13 protein-coding genes are annotated in these 15,171 nt (G+C 64.2%); 6 read left to right on the forward strand and 7 right to left on the reverse strand.

Translation table 11 applies throughout. From position 1 onward, the window contains the following. Positions 1-6: 6 nt before the first annotated feature. On the reverse strand, positions 7-1,050 hold the full coding sequence (locus FJZ36_05645) for a Gfo/Idh/MocA family oxidoreductase (GenBank protein ID MBM3214380.1): 1,044 nt from the start codon (positions 1,048-1,050) through the stop codon (positions 7-9). Between the two features lie 101 nt (positions 1,051-1,151). Continuing rightward, complete coding sequence (locus FJZ36_05650; protein ID MBM3214381.1) at positions 1,152-1,733, reverse strand: DUF1080 domain-containing protein; 582 nt, start codon at positions 1,731-1,733, stop codon at positions 1,152-1,154. Positions 1,734-1,816: 83 nt separating this feature from the next. Here FJZ36_05650 and FJZ36_05655 point away from each other — a divergent pair, with 83 nt between their 5' ends. The 3 genes from FJZ36_05655 (at position 1,817) to FJZ36_05665 (ending at position 6,055) form a co-directional block, all read left to right on the forward strand. Continuing rightward, positions 1,817-2,839 (forward strand): Gfo/Idh/MocA family oxidoreductase, encoded by a 1,023-nt coding sequence (locus tag FJZ36_05655; GenBank protein ID MBM3214382.1) that lies wholly within the window; start codon positions 1,817-1,819, stop codon positions 2,837-2,839. A gap of 61 nt (positions 2,840-2,900) precedes the next feature. After that, the gene (locus FJZ36_05660; GenBank protein ID MBM3214383.1) at positions 2,901-4,211 is read left to right on the forward strand and encodes a hypothetical protein; all 1,311 of its coding nucleotides are present in this window, start codon (positions 2,901-2,903) and stop codon (positions 4,209-4,211) included. Then, positions 4,208-6,055, forward strand: coding sequence for a DUF4838 domain-containing protein (locus FJZ36_05665; GenBank protein ID MBM3214384.1), 1,848 nt, complete (start codon positions 4,208-4,210; stop codon positions 6,053-6,055). The genes FJZ36_05660 and FJZ36_05665 overlap by 4 nt, the downstream gene beginning before the upstream one ends. Before the next feature lie 3 nt (positions 6,056-6,058). On the opposite strand, the gene FJZ36_05670 is transcribed toward FJZ36_05665, so the two are convergent. From FJZ36_05670 to FJZ36_05680, 3 genes are read right to left on the reverse strand one after another with little or no spacing between them, the layout of a single operon-like run. Next, positions 6,059-7,360, reverse strand: a complete 1,302-nt coding sequence (locus FJZ36_05670) for a hypothetical protein (protein MBM3214385.1) — start codon at positions 7,358-7,360, stop codon at positions 6,059-6,061. A gap of 26 nt (positions 7,361-7,386) precedes the next feature. Next, positions 7,387-8,610: a 1,4-beta-xylanase gene (locus FJZ36_05675; protein ID MBM3214386.1), complete on the reverse strand. Its 1,224-nt coding sequence runs from the start codon at positions 8,608-8,610 to the stop codon at positions 7,387-7,389. A gap of 49 nt (positions 8,611-8,659) precedes the next feature. Continuing rightward, entirely contained in the window at positions 8,660-9,622 is a 963-nt protein-coding gene (locus FJZ36_05680; protein MBM3214387.1) for an MBL fold metallo-hydrolase, read from the reverse strand. A gap of 288 nt (positions 9,623-9,910) precedes the next feature. Here FJZ36_05680 and FJZ36_05685 point away from each other — a divergent pair, with 288 nt between their 5' ends. Next, on the forward strand, positions 9,911-11,356 hold the full coding sequence (locus FJZ36_05685) for a PDZ domain-containing protein (GenBank protein MBM3214388.1): 1,446 nt from the start codon (positions 9,911-9,913) through the stop codon (positions 11,354-11,356). Here FJZ36_05685 and FJZ36_05690 read toward each other — a convergent pair. Together FJZ36_05690 and FJZ36_05695 are read right to left on the reverse strand one after the other, a co-directional pair. Further along, positions 11,329-12,216, reverse strand: a complete 888-nt coding sequence (locus FJZ36_05690) for a phosphoribosylaminoimidazolesuccinocarboxamide synthase (GenBank protein MBM3214389.1) — start codon at positions 12,214-12,216, stop codon at positions 11,329-11,331. The genes FJZ36_05685 and FJZ36_05690 overlap by 28 nt on opposite strands. A 36-nt stretch (positions 12,217-12,252) precedes the next feature. Then, positions 12,253-13,863 (reverse strand): MBL fold metallo-hydrolase, encoded by a 1,611-nt coding sequence (locus FJZ36_05695; protein MBM3214390.1) that lies wholly within the window; start codon positions 13,861-13,863, stop codon positions 12,253-12,255. 96 nt (positions 13,864-13,959) lie between these two features. On the opposite strand from FJZ36_05695, the gene FJZ36_05700 reads away from it, so the two are divergent. Together FJZ36_05700 and FJZ36_05705 are read left to right on the forward strand one after the other, a co-directional pair. After that, positions 13,960-14,826: a polyphosphate kinase 2 family protein gene (locus FJZ36_05700; protein ID MBM3214391.1), complete on the forward strand. Its 867-nt coding sequence runs from the start codon at positions 13,960-13,962 to the stop codon at positions 14,824-14,826. Next, positions 14,823-15,171 (forward strand): hypothetical protein (locus FJZ36_05705; protein MBM3214392.1); only part of this gene is annotated, 349 nt, incomplete at its 3' end. The genes FJZ36_05700 and FJZ36_05705, both read left to right, overlap by 4 nt.

The raw sequence follows: 15,171 nt of genomic DNA on the forward strand, positions 1-15,171 counted from the left end.
GCCTTTCTAGGTCGTCTGAACCGGCACGCCGCGCCGGTCGCTTGCGGCGTAGGCGGCTTCGACGCACGCCATCGTCCGCAGGGCGTCGTCGACCGATGTCGGCAGTTCACGGCTCGGGTCCTCCAGCTTGCGCATCAGGCTCGCCATCGTTCCGACGAAGGCATGCGGATACCACGAGCCCTCGACGTCGACCCGCGTCCAGGTCGGCGGCTCGTCGTCGAGCAGGCAGTATTCACACACATCCTCGCGTCCAGCCGGATAGTCGAGCATCAGCCCCAACTGGACAAAGACCGCGCCCCGCGTTCCCTCGATCTTGACGTACGATTCCTGGTGCCGCACCCCATAGCCGTGCCCGTGGTTCGTCGTGACATTGGCTCGAATGACCTCGCCATAGTCCATGATGATGTTCGTGCGCGTCGACGCCATGTTCATCATCGCCGGATGTTTCACGGTCCGGGCTTGGATGCTGCCCGGATCGCCCAAGAATGAACGGATCAGATCGACGTAGTGGATCGAGTGATAGAGGATCTCCATCCGCGGACACGATTCGAGGAAGTCCCACAGATGCCACGGGGTGTACGCCACGATGCGCACTTCGATATCGTGAACATCGCCGACACGACCGGATGCGATGAGCCGCCGCGCCGCGATGAGCTGGGGCGCATACCGAAGCTGGAAGTTGACGGCGGCGACGTACCCGCGCTCACGGCACACGTCCACGAGACGCTTCGCTTGATCGAGGTCCTCACCCAACGGCTTCTGGATGAGCACGCCCGCGCCGCGCGGGAACGCGCCAATCACGCGCGGAAGCTCCGATGCGGGAACCGCCACGTCGAACACGGCGTTGTGAGGCGCAGCGCGAACGGCTTCCGCGACCGACCCCGAGACGCGCGGGATCGCGTACTCGCGCGCCAACTCGTGGGCGCGCTCGACGCGTACGTCGGCGATGCCGGCTACGGGGAACCCAGCGAGGCGATACGCCGGCAGGTGGGCGCCCCGGACGATGCCCCCGGCGCCGATCAGGACGATGGGGCGCGGCGAGCCCGGCATGTCATGCCGCGAGTCAAGCGTCAGGGCTCCTGCGCCCTCGCGATGCGGCATGAGGTCTCCGTTTCCGCCCGGAGGCACGAACCGCCTCCGGGCGCTTCGGTCTACAGCTCGCGGATGCGGATATTGCGGAACTTCACGGGCCCGTGGTCGCCCTGGAGCATCAGCGGACCCTTCGGCGGGTTGTCGTTGCCGAGCTGCCCGCCAGTGGGTCCGGCAATCGTGACGCCGCTGTGGATCTTCTTCCCGTTGAGCGTCACGTCGAGCACCATGCCCTTGAGAGTCACGTCCATGATCTGCCACTCGCCGGCGGGTTTGGTCGCTTCGACGTCGGGGCGCTTCTGGTTGTAGAGCGCGCCGTTCTCGGCGGGGTAGTTGTAGGTCTTCCCGAGGCTGTCGAGGATCTGGAGCTCGTAGCGACCCCGCAGGTAGATGCCGCTGTTGGAGTCCTTCGGGAAGCAGTACTCGATGTGCATCTCGAAGTCGCCGAACTCATCCTCAGAAATGATATCGCTGCCGGTTCCCGTGTTGTCGAGAACCCCGTCCTTGACGACCCACATGTTGGGCTGACTCGCGTTCCGCATCCGCCAGCCGTCCAGGTTTCTGCCGATCAGCTCGCGCGATTCCTTCGCCATGGTTCCTGTTCCTTCGGTGTGATTGGAGCCAATCGCGGATGGGCTATTCATAGCACAGTCGGTGTCTTGAATCCAGCCGCTTGGTAGAATGGCGTCGCAATCGGTCCGGAGGTTCCCAACGAGGAGAACGATTCATGTTCCGATGTGCGTTCTTGGGATGCGGTGGTAGAGCTCGGGGGCACGCCCAAGCCTACAAACACGTCCAGCGCGGACGGTTGATCGCCCTCTGCGATATGGACGAAGCGCGGCTCAAGTCATTCGGCGACGATTTCGGCGTCGAGACTCGTTACACGGACATGTCCACGATGCTCGAGAAGGAGAAGCCCGACCTCCTCCACATCGTCACGCCGCCGACGATCCGCCACTCCCTAATGAGCCTCGCCTCGGAGCACGGTGTACCTGCCGTCATCATCGAGAAGCCGATAGCACTCCAGAGCGAGGACTACAAGCAGATCCGCGAACTCGAGCGAACCAGCAAGACGAAGTTCGTCGTCAACACGCAGCTTCACTTCCACCCGCACAACCTGATGCTCAAGAAGCAGGTCATGGACGGTGAGATCGGCGACGTGCGCTTCGTGGACGCCAGCGCGCGTTCGACGCCCATCGACCAGGGTCCCCACGTCCTCCAGCTCGTGTCGTCCTACATCGACTGGGCGCGGCCGACGCAGGTCTTCGGGAACGTCTCCGGAGGCGGCGGACACCTCGAAGGCAGGCAGCCGTCCCCGGCGCACGGCGAAGCCGCCATAGCGTACGAGGGCGGCATCCGTGCGCAGGTCACTTTCGGCACGCGTTCGGCTCCCATGAGCAACCCCAGCGAGTCTGTGTACATGCACAAGCGCGTTGCGACCTACGGGACGAAGGGGTGGACGCACTGGTACATGGCGGGATGGGAACGCTTCACCGTCTCCGGTGGCTACGAGGCGGGCTCCCACAGCTACGGCGAACAAGACCTGCTCGCCCAAGCCGGCTTGACGGAAGCCGTTTTCGACTGGCTCGAACACGACAAGCCCCATCCGACGCGTCTGGCGACCTCTCTTCACGAGTTCGGTATCATTCTCGGCATGTACACGTCGGCGCTCCGACGCGAGCCCATCGATCTGCCCTTCGATCCGCCCGACGGACTCATCGACGAACTCAAGAAAGCCCTTCCGAGCTGAATCATCCGGCGGGCGGCAGCGTCCATGCTGCCGCCCGCCTTGCCTTCGATAGGGAGAGAAGATGCCGACCGACCTCGCCCACCACATCGCCGAGACGCCGCTCGTCGATACGCACAACCACCTCCAGCGCGAGTCGTCGTGGGTCGACAAGGGCCCCGACATCCTACAGGACCTGTTCGGGAACTATGTCCCAGCCGACCTGCACTCGGCGCGCGTCTCGTCCGAAGCGATGCAGCGGCTCTTCAACGCTGAGGACGACGATATCGCCGGACGCTTCCGTGGCATCCGCGCCGCGTGGGAAGCGGTTCAGTTCACCGGCTACGGCGCAGCGGTTCGACTGATCGCTGAGCGCGTCTACGGGCTCGACAAGATGACGCCCAAGCGGATCGCCAAAGCCGCCAGCCTCGCGCGCAGGATGCAGAAGCCAGGCGAGCGGTATCGCATGCTCCGCGACGACGCTAATCTCGACCACATCCAAGTTGACGACTTCTCGTGGGCGTGCGCGCCGGACGAGTCAGGTCCCGACTTCTTTCTCTACGACATCTCATGGGCTGGGCTCAGCTTCGGCGAGGTGAACGCCAAGCAGATCCACGACCACACAGGCATCGACGTCGTCGATATCGCCAGCCTGCGGGCCGCCATCGAGGCGATCTTCGCCAAGTACGCACCCTTCGCCATCGCGGTCAAGGCGCAGCATGCCTACAACCGCACGCTGGAGTGGACGGAACGCTCGGACGCCGAAGCCGGCGCAGCCCTGGACGCCGTTCTGCAGAACCCGCCCGAAACCATCGGCGTCCACACTCGGCTGTGTCTCGGCGACTGGTGCTGGGCGCGGGGAGTCGAACTGGCAGCGGAGCACTCGCTGCCGTTCAAGCTCCATACCGGCTACTACGCCGGAAACGACCGGATGCCCGTCAGCCGCATCGCACCCGGGCTCCTCGGCGGCATGCTGGCGAAGTACCCGAACACGCGGTTCGTCCTCATGCACGCGTCGTATCCCTATACCCAAGAGCTCGTCGCCCTGACGAAACACTACCGCAACGTCTGGGCTGACCTGTGCTGGGCGTGGACGATCGATCCGTTCAGCTCGCGCGACTTCCTCCGCCGGTTCATCCACGCCGCGCCGATCAACAAGGTATTCGCCTTCGGCGGCGATACGGCGTGGCCCACGAGCACGCTCGCCTACGCGGCGCAGGCGCGCCAAGAGATCGATCGCGCTCTCCAGGCGGAGGTCGACGAGGGTTACCTCACCGAGAAGCAAGCGAAAGCCATCGCGACGCGCATCATGCGCGGCAACCAGCATGACTGCTTCGATGTCGAAGGCACGCGCGCGAACATCCGTAAGGCGCTCGAAACCGGAGCGGCAGGATGAGCCAGAGCGTGACGCTCGTCCGGGACGGGGAGCCGGCAGCCGTCATTCTGACCGACCCAGCCCCGACGCCGTCGGCGCGTCTGGCGGCGATGGAGCTCCAGTATCACGTCGAGCGCATGACGGGAGCCCGGCTCGCGATCACGGCAGACGCCGCGAGTGCGCCGGGAATCGTTCGCCTGCTCGTCGGCGAGAGCGAGCGAACACGCCAGCTCGGGCTCAGGTCGTCCGATTTCGCGTCGCAGGAGTACGCGATCCGGTTCACGGGCGACGAGGTCGTCCTGATCGGCCGCGACTGGCAAGACACGCCGGAGAACCGCGCCGAAGTCGGTCGCGGCACCAACTTCATGACGCTCCAGGACGCGCGCCACCGGATCGACTACCTGGCGGCGACCGGCGGATCGCCCAAGAGCAACGGCGACCGCGTTTCCATCGAGCTTCCAGGCTTGTTCGACGACCAGGGCACGGCATACGCCGTCTACGACTTCCTCGAACGCTTCTGCGGCGTACGGTGGTACGGGCCCTCGACTCTCAACGTCGTGGTTCCTCGCGCTCAGACGCTGACTGTCGAAGGCGAGGACGTCCGGCGGGCTCCCGCGATGTCCTACCGCGAGGGCATCGGCGGCGGATGGCCCATCCTGCAAGGGCAATGGGGGAATCCCAACGGCGACCAGCTCGCGCTCTACTGGCGGCGGATGCGCGTCGGCGGCGAGCGTTGGGGAGCCAACCACTCGTTCCGCAGCTTCTACGACCGGTTCCTCAAGCAGAACCCCGACAACCCCCATCTGTTCGAAGGCGAGCGCCCGGACTACTTCGCGCAAGGGTGGACACAGGGCGAGCGGCAGTTCTGCTACACGAACGCCGCCCTCGTCGAGCAAGTCGCCCATGACGCCCGCGACTACTTCGACGGCAGGGGCCTCAAGGGCTACCAAGTCGCCATGGGCGACTACTTCGCCGTCGTACCCATGGACAACGCCAACTGGTGCAAGTGCGACCGATGCCAGGCGTGGCTCGAACGCGATCGAGACAACATCCGGGGCTCGCACTTCAGCAGCGGAACCGCGACGCACTACCTGTTTCAGTTCGTCAACGCCGTCGCGCGCGAGGTCGGCAAGACGCATCCGTCCAAGTGGATCGCGACGCTCGCGTACCACGTCTACGCCTTCCGACCGACGGACTTCGAGCTGGAACCCAACGTCGCCGTCGCGCCGTGCCTGCAGAACCGCAACTACTGGGCTCCTCTCATCCGCAAGAACGACATCGACCTCTACAAGGCGTGGGTTGAGCCGCGCGACCGACCCATTCACCTGTGGAACTACTACTGCTTCCCCATGGAGCCCGCCCTCATCAGCGGGTGGAAGTGCTTCCCCGGATTCAACATCCGCGGCCATGCCGCCCAGATCCGCATGTACCACGAGGACGGCGTTCGAGGCGTCTTCCTCTGCGGCATCGGCGAGCAGGTGGACTACTACGTAACGATGCGGCTCTACCACGACGCCACGCTCGATGTCGAAGCCACGCTGGACGAGTTCTTCCGGCTTTACTTCGGGCGCGCAGCGGAACCGATGAAGCGGTTCTATGACCTGATCGAGCGCCGGTTCGCGGACCCGTCCAACTATCCGGACCCAATCCGCCAGGTCGAGACCCAGTACCACCAGACAGCGGAGCTCGCCTGGAAGTATCTCGGCACAGACGGCGTGATGTCCGAGTTAGGGCGTCGCATCGACGAAGCCGAAGGGCTCGCGACGGACCCCCTCGAACGGGAGCGCGTCGCCTCTTGGCGTTCGGCGGTGTGGGACTACATGGTCGCGGGCAAAGCCGAGTACGGCTCCAAGTCCGGCGGCTGACACCTAGACGTAGCAGACGAGCCGCGTCGAGCCCGGGTCGAGGTGGACGCCGATGTAGGTGTCGGAGCCCTCCGGCAGGTAGCCCGGCGCTCGGAACGCCCGTTGGCTGCCGCGCTCAGGCATCCAGCGAACGCCGCCAGTCGGCGGGTCCGGCATCCGGACCGATCTAGCTCGAACACCCCGCAGCGAGAACGTGAAATCAGGACAGGCGATCGGCGATGAGACCGTGACGACGACTGTGTCCTCCGCCCTCTGGACGGCGACGGTCGCCATCTCGCGCGCCGCGTAGTACCGCGCGATCTCGCCGTTGGTCATCCAGATCGTGCGCTCAGCGTCAGGGTCGTAGGCGTCCAGGCGCCGCTTCACTTCCTTCAGCACGCCGAACCCGTACTCCTCCCCGGCGAAGTAGAACCCGGGCCAATGTCCGCACATGACGGCCGGAGCTCCCGCCTCGATGACCTCCACGAGCCGTCCGCCGCGCAGATCGGGCGTGATGAACCGGTCGGGGTCGCCTCGGTCGTAGCCCGTCCATCCGCCGAACCAGTCGCCGGTGCACGCGATGACGCTGACCGCGCCCGTTCCTGTCCCGCGATCCATCTCGCGGATCGGCACGTCCGGCGGACGGCCCGTGTAGGTGCGCAGGAAGTAGAAGGGCAATCGGTTCCCCGTCGTCTCGATGCTGGCGGCGAGCGTCGCGCGGGCGTAGGTCTCCTCCATCCGAACGCCGAAGCCTCCCGGCGAAGTCACTCCGGTCGCCTCAACTCCTACTTCACGCAGCAACCGAAGCGCGGCGGCGATGTATTCCGTCAGCAAGCCTTCTTCGACGGGACCCTCCCAGTCGAACTGCTCCCAGATGTCTGTCGGTTCCCACGTCGCCAGGTCCACGACGAACGTGTGCGAGAGCATCTCCGGCGTCAGGTCGTAGTTCTGACGCAGCAGATCGCGGTACACGTCGAGCCACGCCTTGAGCTCGCTGTCGGAATGCCCCTCGATCCGCGTATCGACCGTTCCGAGGCAAGCCGGAAACGGGATGAGGCTGAACTTCCCCCGGAGACCCTCGACGATGCTCCACTCGGCGAACTGCCGAGCGAAGTCCGAAGGAATCGCGTTCGGATGGCTCGCGATCCGCTCCGGGTCGCCGTCCGCTCGGTGCAGCGGTTGTCCAGCGTAGCGCCGCGCCTTCCACGCCGCGCGGTCGCGGATCCAGTACCAGCTCAGGTTCACGCACGGCGCGGAGTCGTCGACGATGAGCGACAGCGGGACGCGACGAAGCGGGTTGAGCACCTCGACAGCAACGGTAGACATCGGGCTCCGTCTGTGATCTGCGTCGTCTACTGGATGGGCAGAGCAATCGTCTCAGGACCGCCGCGATCGATGGCGAACTCGCACGACGCGGACGCCCCGTTATCGCCTCGCACCGTCGCGCGATGGGTTCCGTGGAACCCCGTCAACGACGCGCGCCCTTCCGCGTCGGTTCGCACGTCCACGCTCGTCCGCCACGCGTCCTGAATCAGGCTGTGGAGCCGTTCGTACGCTGGCTTCGGCGACATGTCCTCGCGGAGCAGTCCAGCCGGAGCCGACTGCCACGCGTGCAGGTCCGAGAAGTCCCACCACGTGATCGCCTCGACCGCAGGATGGCTGAACAGGAGCGAGTAGAACGCTTCGACGTCGTCTGCCTGCCGCGCCTCGCCGTCGGGAGTCGTCTTCCATCCGCCGTCCGAGCGGGGCCCGCTGACGAAGGTCGTCTCCGTGAAATGCAGCGGGACGCCGAACCGCGAGAATCGCTCGCAGGTATCCCACAGCCGATCGAGCGGGATCGCGCCGCCGTGCTGGTGGGTCTGGATGCCGATGGCGTCGTAGAGCGGCTTGCCGTTGTTGTCGATGAGCTCCTCGATGAGCCGTTCGTAGGCAGCATCGTGACGGTAGTCGTTGATGAGGAGCGTCGCCTGCGGATTCGCCTCGCGCGCAATGCGGAAGCAGTGCTTCGTCCACTCGACCCGACCGTAGTCGCGCCAGGCGTCGGACATCAGGTTGTCGAAGTTCAGGTCGGAGCGGAAGGGATCCGTCGCCTCGTTGACGACATCCCAGATGCCGATGCTGTCCGCGAACCGAGTCATGCAGTCGCGGACGCGCTCGTCGGACAGAGTTCTGATCTCAGCCAAGTCGTCAGGGAGCCATTGCGGCGCTGCGTAGTTCCACACCAACGGATGACCCTTGGTGACAACTCCGCGCTCAGCGCACCAGTCGGCAACGGCTTCTGCGTAGGCGTGCCTGGGTTCCCCACGTCGGGGCTCGTACGCCCACCAGTAGAACCCGATCGTGGCGAAGTTCAGCAGGTCCGTGAACCGGCGGCGGTACTCCGACTGCCAGTCGGACGCGTCCTCGCGCCACATGAAGATGTTGCTGCCAAACAGGAGGTCGTGTCGGGTCTGTTGAACGTGGACGGTCGCGTTCGCGAGGGGTTCACCCCCGGGTTGGCTGATGACGAGCGTCACATGGCGCTTGCGGTGCGACTCGATTCGTGCGCGCACGGAGTCGGGATGGGTCGCGCTCATCGCTGGCTCCTGGCGACGCAATGATCCGACCGCGCGCCACGGCGACGCATCACCCCGGCGAGGTCAGATCGTAGGTATCGCCCGCGTAGGCAATCTCGATTTCTACCTGTGCGTCGGGATAGGCGAAGGCGAGGTAGTCGCGTGCTTGTTGGATCAGATCTGCAATCGTGTCGTCGGAGTATGCCGGCTCGTGATGGCTGATCAGCAGTGTTCGGATATTCGCGCGAACAGCGAAATCGACCCCGACCAGGGCAGAACTGTGCCCCCAGTTCTCTTTGATGAATGCCTCTTGTAGGCTGTACTGACCATCGAAGTACACGAGGTCCGCATCTTGGAAGAAATCGGTGTACCGATTCAGTTCCTGCTCGGTCGGGTTCTTGTACTCCGAGTCCGACGCAAAGACGAAAACCCGATCCCGCCAGCGGACGCGGTAGCCGTACGACACTCCAGGATGGTTCATCTGGGACGCGGTGATCGTGAACTCCCCGACCCGAATGGGGACGTCTTCCTCCATCTGGTGAAAGGCTTTCTTCGACGCCATCACATGGAACGGCACCGGGAAGTACTCGCGCGCCTGTAAGCCCATCATCCGCGTGTCGATGTTCTCGTGCACACCGTAGAAGTGGATCTCGTTCCCGGGTATGTAGGCGGGCGTGAAGAATGGGAAGCCGCACGTGTGGTCGTGGTGATGGTGGCTGAAGAAGATATGGGCGCATCCAGCCCCGCGCGCGAAGGGACCGGACATGAGCGACTGGCCCAGAGGCCGCATCCCAGAGCCGGCGTCGAAGATGAGATGCGTCTCGTCGTCGTGGACTTGGACGCACGTCGTGTTGCCTCCGACGAGCTCTCGATCGCCTTTGGGCAGGCGTGCCACGAACTCGGCGATGGCGTCATCGTCGGAAAGGTCGGCTTTCGCAGCGCGTCGCAGGACGCTACGCAATTTTGCCTGATACTGCTCGGTAGACATGGGTGTTGGGATCGAGCCCCGGACACCCCAGAGTGTGACTTTCACGCGATACAGACCTCCCGGCGCATGTCGCCGTGGTCCACGGCACGCGCCGAAGCACCGCCGTCTCAACGATGCAGTGTTTCACACCTATCCCGTCATCGGTGCCCCGCGTCGATCCGAAAGTGCAGGATCAGCGGGCTTGCGGACGCGACATCTCGCGTCCCATAATCGACCCGAGGCATCCTCGTGCGTTATACCACATCGCCTCGACAGACTCAACGCAGATGTCGCGCCGCCAGTTGCACCGCCAGTCGCACCGTACGTCGTGACCCGTAGCCCGGAGGCAACCCGATGGGACGTCGTCTCGCGAACGTGCTCCTGTTGGTCGCTGTCACCGTACCGTTTCCGCTATCCGCAGCGAGGGACTGGACGGAGGACATCGCTCGGTTCAAGCCGTCCGTCGTCAACATCGAGCGCTCCGCCGAAGTCGTCTTTGAGTCGGAGTCCCAGGGCACCTCGTACGCGACCGGCTTCGTCGTCGATGGCGCGCGCGGGATCATTGCCACGAACCGGCACGTCACCGGCGTGAGCCCCGCCTACGTCAAGGTGAACTTCTACGACGGATCATTCACCGAGGCTCACCTGCTGTACTACGACCCGATACAGGACTTCGGGTTCTACAAGATTGACCCGGAGCAGGTCGGATTTGAGCTCCAGCAAGTCTCGTTCGAGTCGTGGCGGAACCTCAGCGTCGGCGATGAGCTCCTGATGGTCGGCAACAACGAGAAAGAGGAGTACTCGATCAAGACCGGCGCTGTCACCAACCTGATCGTGAACAAGGGCGACCGCCACGGAGCCTACCTGCATACGACGTTCGACCGCACTGGCGGGAGCAGTGGCAGCCCGGTATGGAATGCACGCGGCAACGTCGTCGCCATCCACGCCGCAGGAACCGACACGTCGAGCTTCGAGTTACCCAGCGACTACCTGACGACCGCCCTGAAACAACTGCAAGCTGGGGAACGCATCGCCAGAGGCGACACAGGGGCTGACCTGGAGTTGATCTCGATTGGTGAAGCGATCCGCCACTACCGGCTGCCAGGGGCGTCCGCCGCTGAGATCGGACCCTCGATGACCGGCGGCACGCCGCACGTCATCCAGATCGAGGGCATCATACCGCAGACTCCCTCAGCCGGGCTGCTCCAGCCGGGCGACATCATCTACCGCGCCGACGGAAAGCTGTTGCGCGACGACCTGTTTCTCTACGACAGGATTCTGGACGACTATGTCGGCAGCACGGTCGCGATGGAAGTGTACCGCAATGGAGAGTTGCTCCGACTCGACGTGCCGGTGTTCGATCTGGAGACCGGCAAGCTCCGCCGGTTCGCCCGATTCGCCGGAGGAATCTTCCACGACCTCAGCCTGAACCTGAGACACCAGATTCACATCGAGGGGGACGGCGGGTTCATGCCGTTCGCCGTCGCCGGCAGCAGTTTCTCACGGGCAGGCGTACGCGACCGAAACGGCAATTCGAAGGTGCTCATCATTGAGCTGAACGGCGTGCCGGTCAGGAGCCTCGACGACCTGGTGAACGCCGCGCGGACCATCCCCAGCGGGCTGCATACCTACGTAGTCGCCCACGACTACAACCTGTACGACAGTTCCGCCAAGCCACGGAGCCTGACCCTGAACCTTCAGTACGGTCCACTGGAGGTGTTCACCTGGGACGAACCGACGCTCGACTGGGTTCCAGAAGGCGAACCCGCGTCTCAGAGCGGCGATCCGACGAGCCGCTGATACGCTTCTCGGTAGCGAGCGCTGGTTCCCGCGACGACCTCGTCGGTGAGGGGAGGAGCCGGAGGCTGCTTGCCCCAGTCGAGCGTCTCTAGGTAGTCGCGGACATACTGCTTGTCGAAGCTGGCTTGGCTTCTGCCCGGAGCGTAGTCGTCTACGGGCCAGAAACGCGAGGAATCCGGCGTCAGGACTTCGTCGATCAGGATGAGCTCGCCGTTCCGGTATCCGAACTCGAACTTCGTGTCGGCGATAATGATGCCCCGCTCGAGGGCGTAGGCAGCGGCGCGCTCATACACGGCGATGCTGGTGCGCTGGAGGGCGTCGGTCACCTCGTCGCCGACCAGTTCGCGCATCCGCTCGACCGATATGTTCTCGTCGTGACCTGAGTCCTCTTTGGTCGCCGGAGTGAAGATCGACTCGGGCAGTCGGTCGGACTCGCGAAGCCCCGATGGCAGCCGAGCGCCGCAGACGGTTCCGCTCGCGCGGTACTCGCGCCATCCGGAGCCGCTCAGGTAGCCACGAACGACGCACTCGCTATCGACGCGCTGCGCCCGATGGACGAGCATCGAGCGCCCCTCGAGCTGGTCCGCGTATTGGCGCGCGACTGGTGGGAAGTCGGCGATCCGCGTGCTGATCAGATGGTTCGGCACGATATCCCCGATGAGACCGAACCAGAACTCCGAGAGCGCGGTCAGGGTTCTGCCCTTGTCGGGTATGGCGTTCGGCAGCACGCAGTCGAATGCCGAGATGCGATCCGTGGCAACGATGAGGAGTTGGGCGCCCAGGTCATACACGTCCCGCACCTTGCCACGATGCGCGAGCTTCAGGTCCGGGCAACTGGACTCGAGGACGATACGCGCCATGCGATCCTCCATGTTCTGTTGATGCCTTCGGCAGCCTCAGCCGACCTCTTCGTTCTCGCCATCGTCAGCCATGACCGGTTTGACGAGCAGCCTTTTGCCGGTGAACTTCGCTTCGACGGTGTCGTACCCCTGGAAGTACTGACGCCACGCCTCGTGGCGGAACAGATCGCCCCCGAACCGAATCGTGATGCCCTCCCCGTCGAAGCGCACATCGCCGATGAATCGGTCGCGCTCCGTGTCGATGCGCGCACGTCGGTGGTCCGTCATCCAGCCTGGGGTCGCCATCGGATCGAATGTGTCGCCGTTCATCGGGACGAAAACGACGTGCCGGTCGATGAGCTTCTGCCGCAGCGTTTGCAGGGCTCGCGGCTCGCCATGAACCAATACGATGTTTGTTGGGTTCATGTAGCTGACCTGCTGGCAGAGCTGCACCTGATCGGCATGTGCGGACAGGTTGTACTTGGCGACGCGGCACAGCACAGGAACCGTTTCGTCGTCGATGCGGAGCGAGTCGCCCGTCTGCAGCTCCAGGAGCCGACGCCCGGGGGCTTCTTCGTCCTGATAGCCGGTGATGAAGATCGCGTTCTTCGGGTCCGCGGAGAGGACGCGCGCATAATATGCGCTGGGTCCGCCGACCAGCATGCCCGATGACGCAATGATACACCGAGGCGATGCCGTGAAGAGCGAGATCCGCTCCGACGGCAGGACGCGAGTCACCTCCGGGATGCTTTTCTGCGGGCGGCTCCAGAAGACGTGTTGTCGCGAGTTGCGTACGAAGTTGCGCAGACGGTCCGGCAGGTAGTCCAGGAGCTCCGTGTATGCGTCGCAGATCGAGCGGACCATTCCGTCCACACAGATCGGGAACACGGGAATCAAGCCGCTCATCATCGCGGATTTCAGGATGAGGATGATCTCCTGCGCGCGTCCCAACGCGAAACTGGGGATGAGCACGGTTCCGCCAGACTGGACGACCTCCGCGACGTCTCGTGCGAGCTTCTGCTCCTGCTCCTTGCGACCGTCGTGGATGCCGTCGCCGTACGTCCCTTCGAGGATGAGGATGTCCGGCTGGAAGAAGTCCACGGGCGTCATGCCGGCGACCGTGCGCTGCGTCGCCACGGAGATGTCGCCGGAGTAGACCACGCGCGCTTCGGAGGTCTCGATGAGAATCGACGCGGCTCCCACGATATGACCGGATCGGTGGAAGTAGCACCGGACCCCGTCAATCGGCTCGAACCACGTGTTGAACTCCTCGACCCGCAGGGCGAAGAGCGCGCTCTCGACATCCTCCTGGTCGAACAGCGGGAACTCGGCGGACTCCTCCGACTGCTTCTGCATGATGCGGATCGTGTCGCGGAGGAGGATGTCCACGATGACCCGGGTCGGGGGCGTCGTGACGACCGGAGTGCCGGGGTAGAGGCTGTGGACAATCGGCAATGCGCCCGTGTGGTCGATGTGCGCGTGGCTGAGCAGGATGAGATCGAGCCTCTCTCCGGTCAGCGCGCTGAGCTTGTCGAGATCGGGAAGGCTGCTCTCGCCTCGTTGGTTGGGTCGCAGACCGGCATCGATGAGGATACTTCGACCGGCGAGCTGCAACAGATGGCAGCTTGCGCCGACTTCAAATGCGCCGCCTAGAGCCGTGTAGTGCATCTGATGACGTGCTTCTCGTGATAGGATTGCGTAGCGACCGCAGCGCACCTACAATCGTTTGCGTCGTGCACTTGTTGTCTACCGAGGGAGGCGTCCATGCTGGGTGACAGGTACCGTGTCGATCCGAAGTCGTTCGCGCTGAAGAAGTGCCCGACCGATGATCCAGGAGAGTATACGAGGAAGACTGCGACGGCAAAGCTCGCAGAGGATGTCGAGCAACTTCAGGACCTCCAAGACCGATTCTACGCCTTTGACCGCTACTCCCTGCTGCTGGTCTTCCAAGCTCTGGACGCCGCCGGCAAGGATGGCACCGTCAAGCACGTCATGTCCGGCATCAACCCGGCCGGATGCGAAGTCCACTCGTTCAAAGCCCCGTCCGCAGAAGAGCTGGACCACGACTTCATGTGGCGCACGACGCGTCGACTCCCGGAGCGAGGACGGATCGGCATCTTCAACCGATCCTACTACGAGGAGGTGCTGGTGGCGAGGGTTCACCCCGAGATCCTCGCGCACCAACATCTTCCTGCTGAGGTCGTGACGAAGCGCATCTGGGAGGAGCGCTACAAGGACATCAACAACTTCGAACGCTATCTGGCGCGGAACGGCACGCGGATCCTCAAGTTCTACCTCCACGTCTCCAAGCATGAGCAGAAGCGGCGCTTCCTGCAGCGCATCGAAGACCCGGCGCGCAACTGGAAGTTCTCCCAGTCAGACCTACGGGAGCGCGCGCTCTGGGACGACTACCAGGAGGCATACGAGCAGGCGCTCCTCAACACGAGCACGGACTGGGCCCCGTGGTTCGTCATTCCCGCCGACCGGAAATGGTACAGCCGCCTCGTCGTCGCCGAGATCATCGTCAACTGCCTCAAGGACATCGACCCGCAGTATCCCGAAGTGACCGCCGAACAGCGCGCCTCCTTGGAGGCGGCGCGCCAAGCGCTGGAAGCCGAAGACCAGCCGTGACGTTCGAGCGTGCCGTCGCTCGACTGCTCCGGCAGCCGGAGGGCGCCCGACAGCCGTATCTGTTCGTGCTCGACAGCAGCGGTCTACTTGGGTCGCTCACCGAGCTGGCGGTCGGCTGTCGGCGTGTGCCGGCGATCACCTACCACAACGACCTCCAGCTTCGTGATTCGCTGGAGCCCTACCGAGAGCAGTCCGACGGACCAGCTCCGGCGGTTGCCGTGCTCTTCTGCCGTGACCCGTCAGGAAGTCGGGCGATCGTCGATATGGCGCGTCGAGCCCGCGTCGTTTCCGTCACGCCGCAAGCGATGCTGGAGGCGGCGGGTCCGGACTCCGATTGGCACGACG

This window comes from Candidatus Poribacteria bacterium (genome assembly GCA_016866785.1).
In the GTDB taxonomy this organism is placed as follows: domain Bacteria; phylum Poribacteria; class WGA-4E.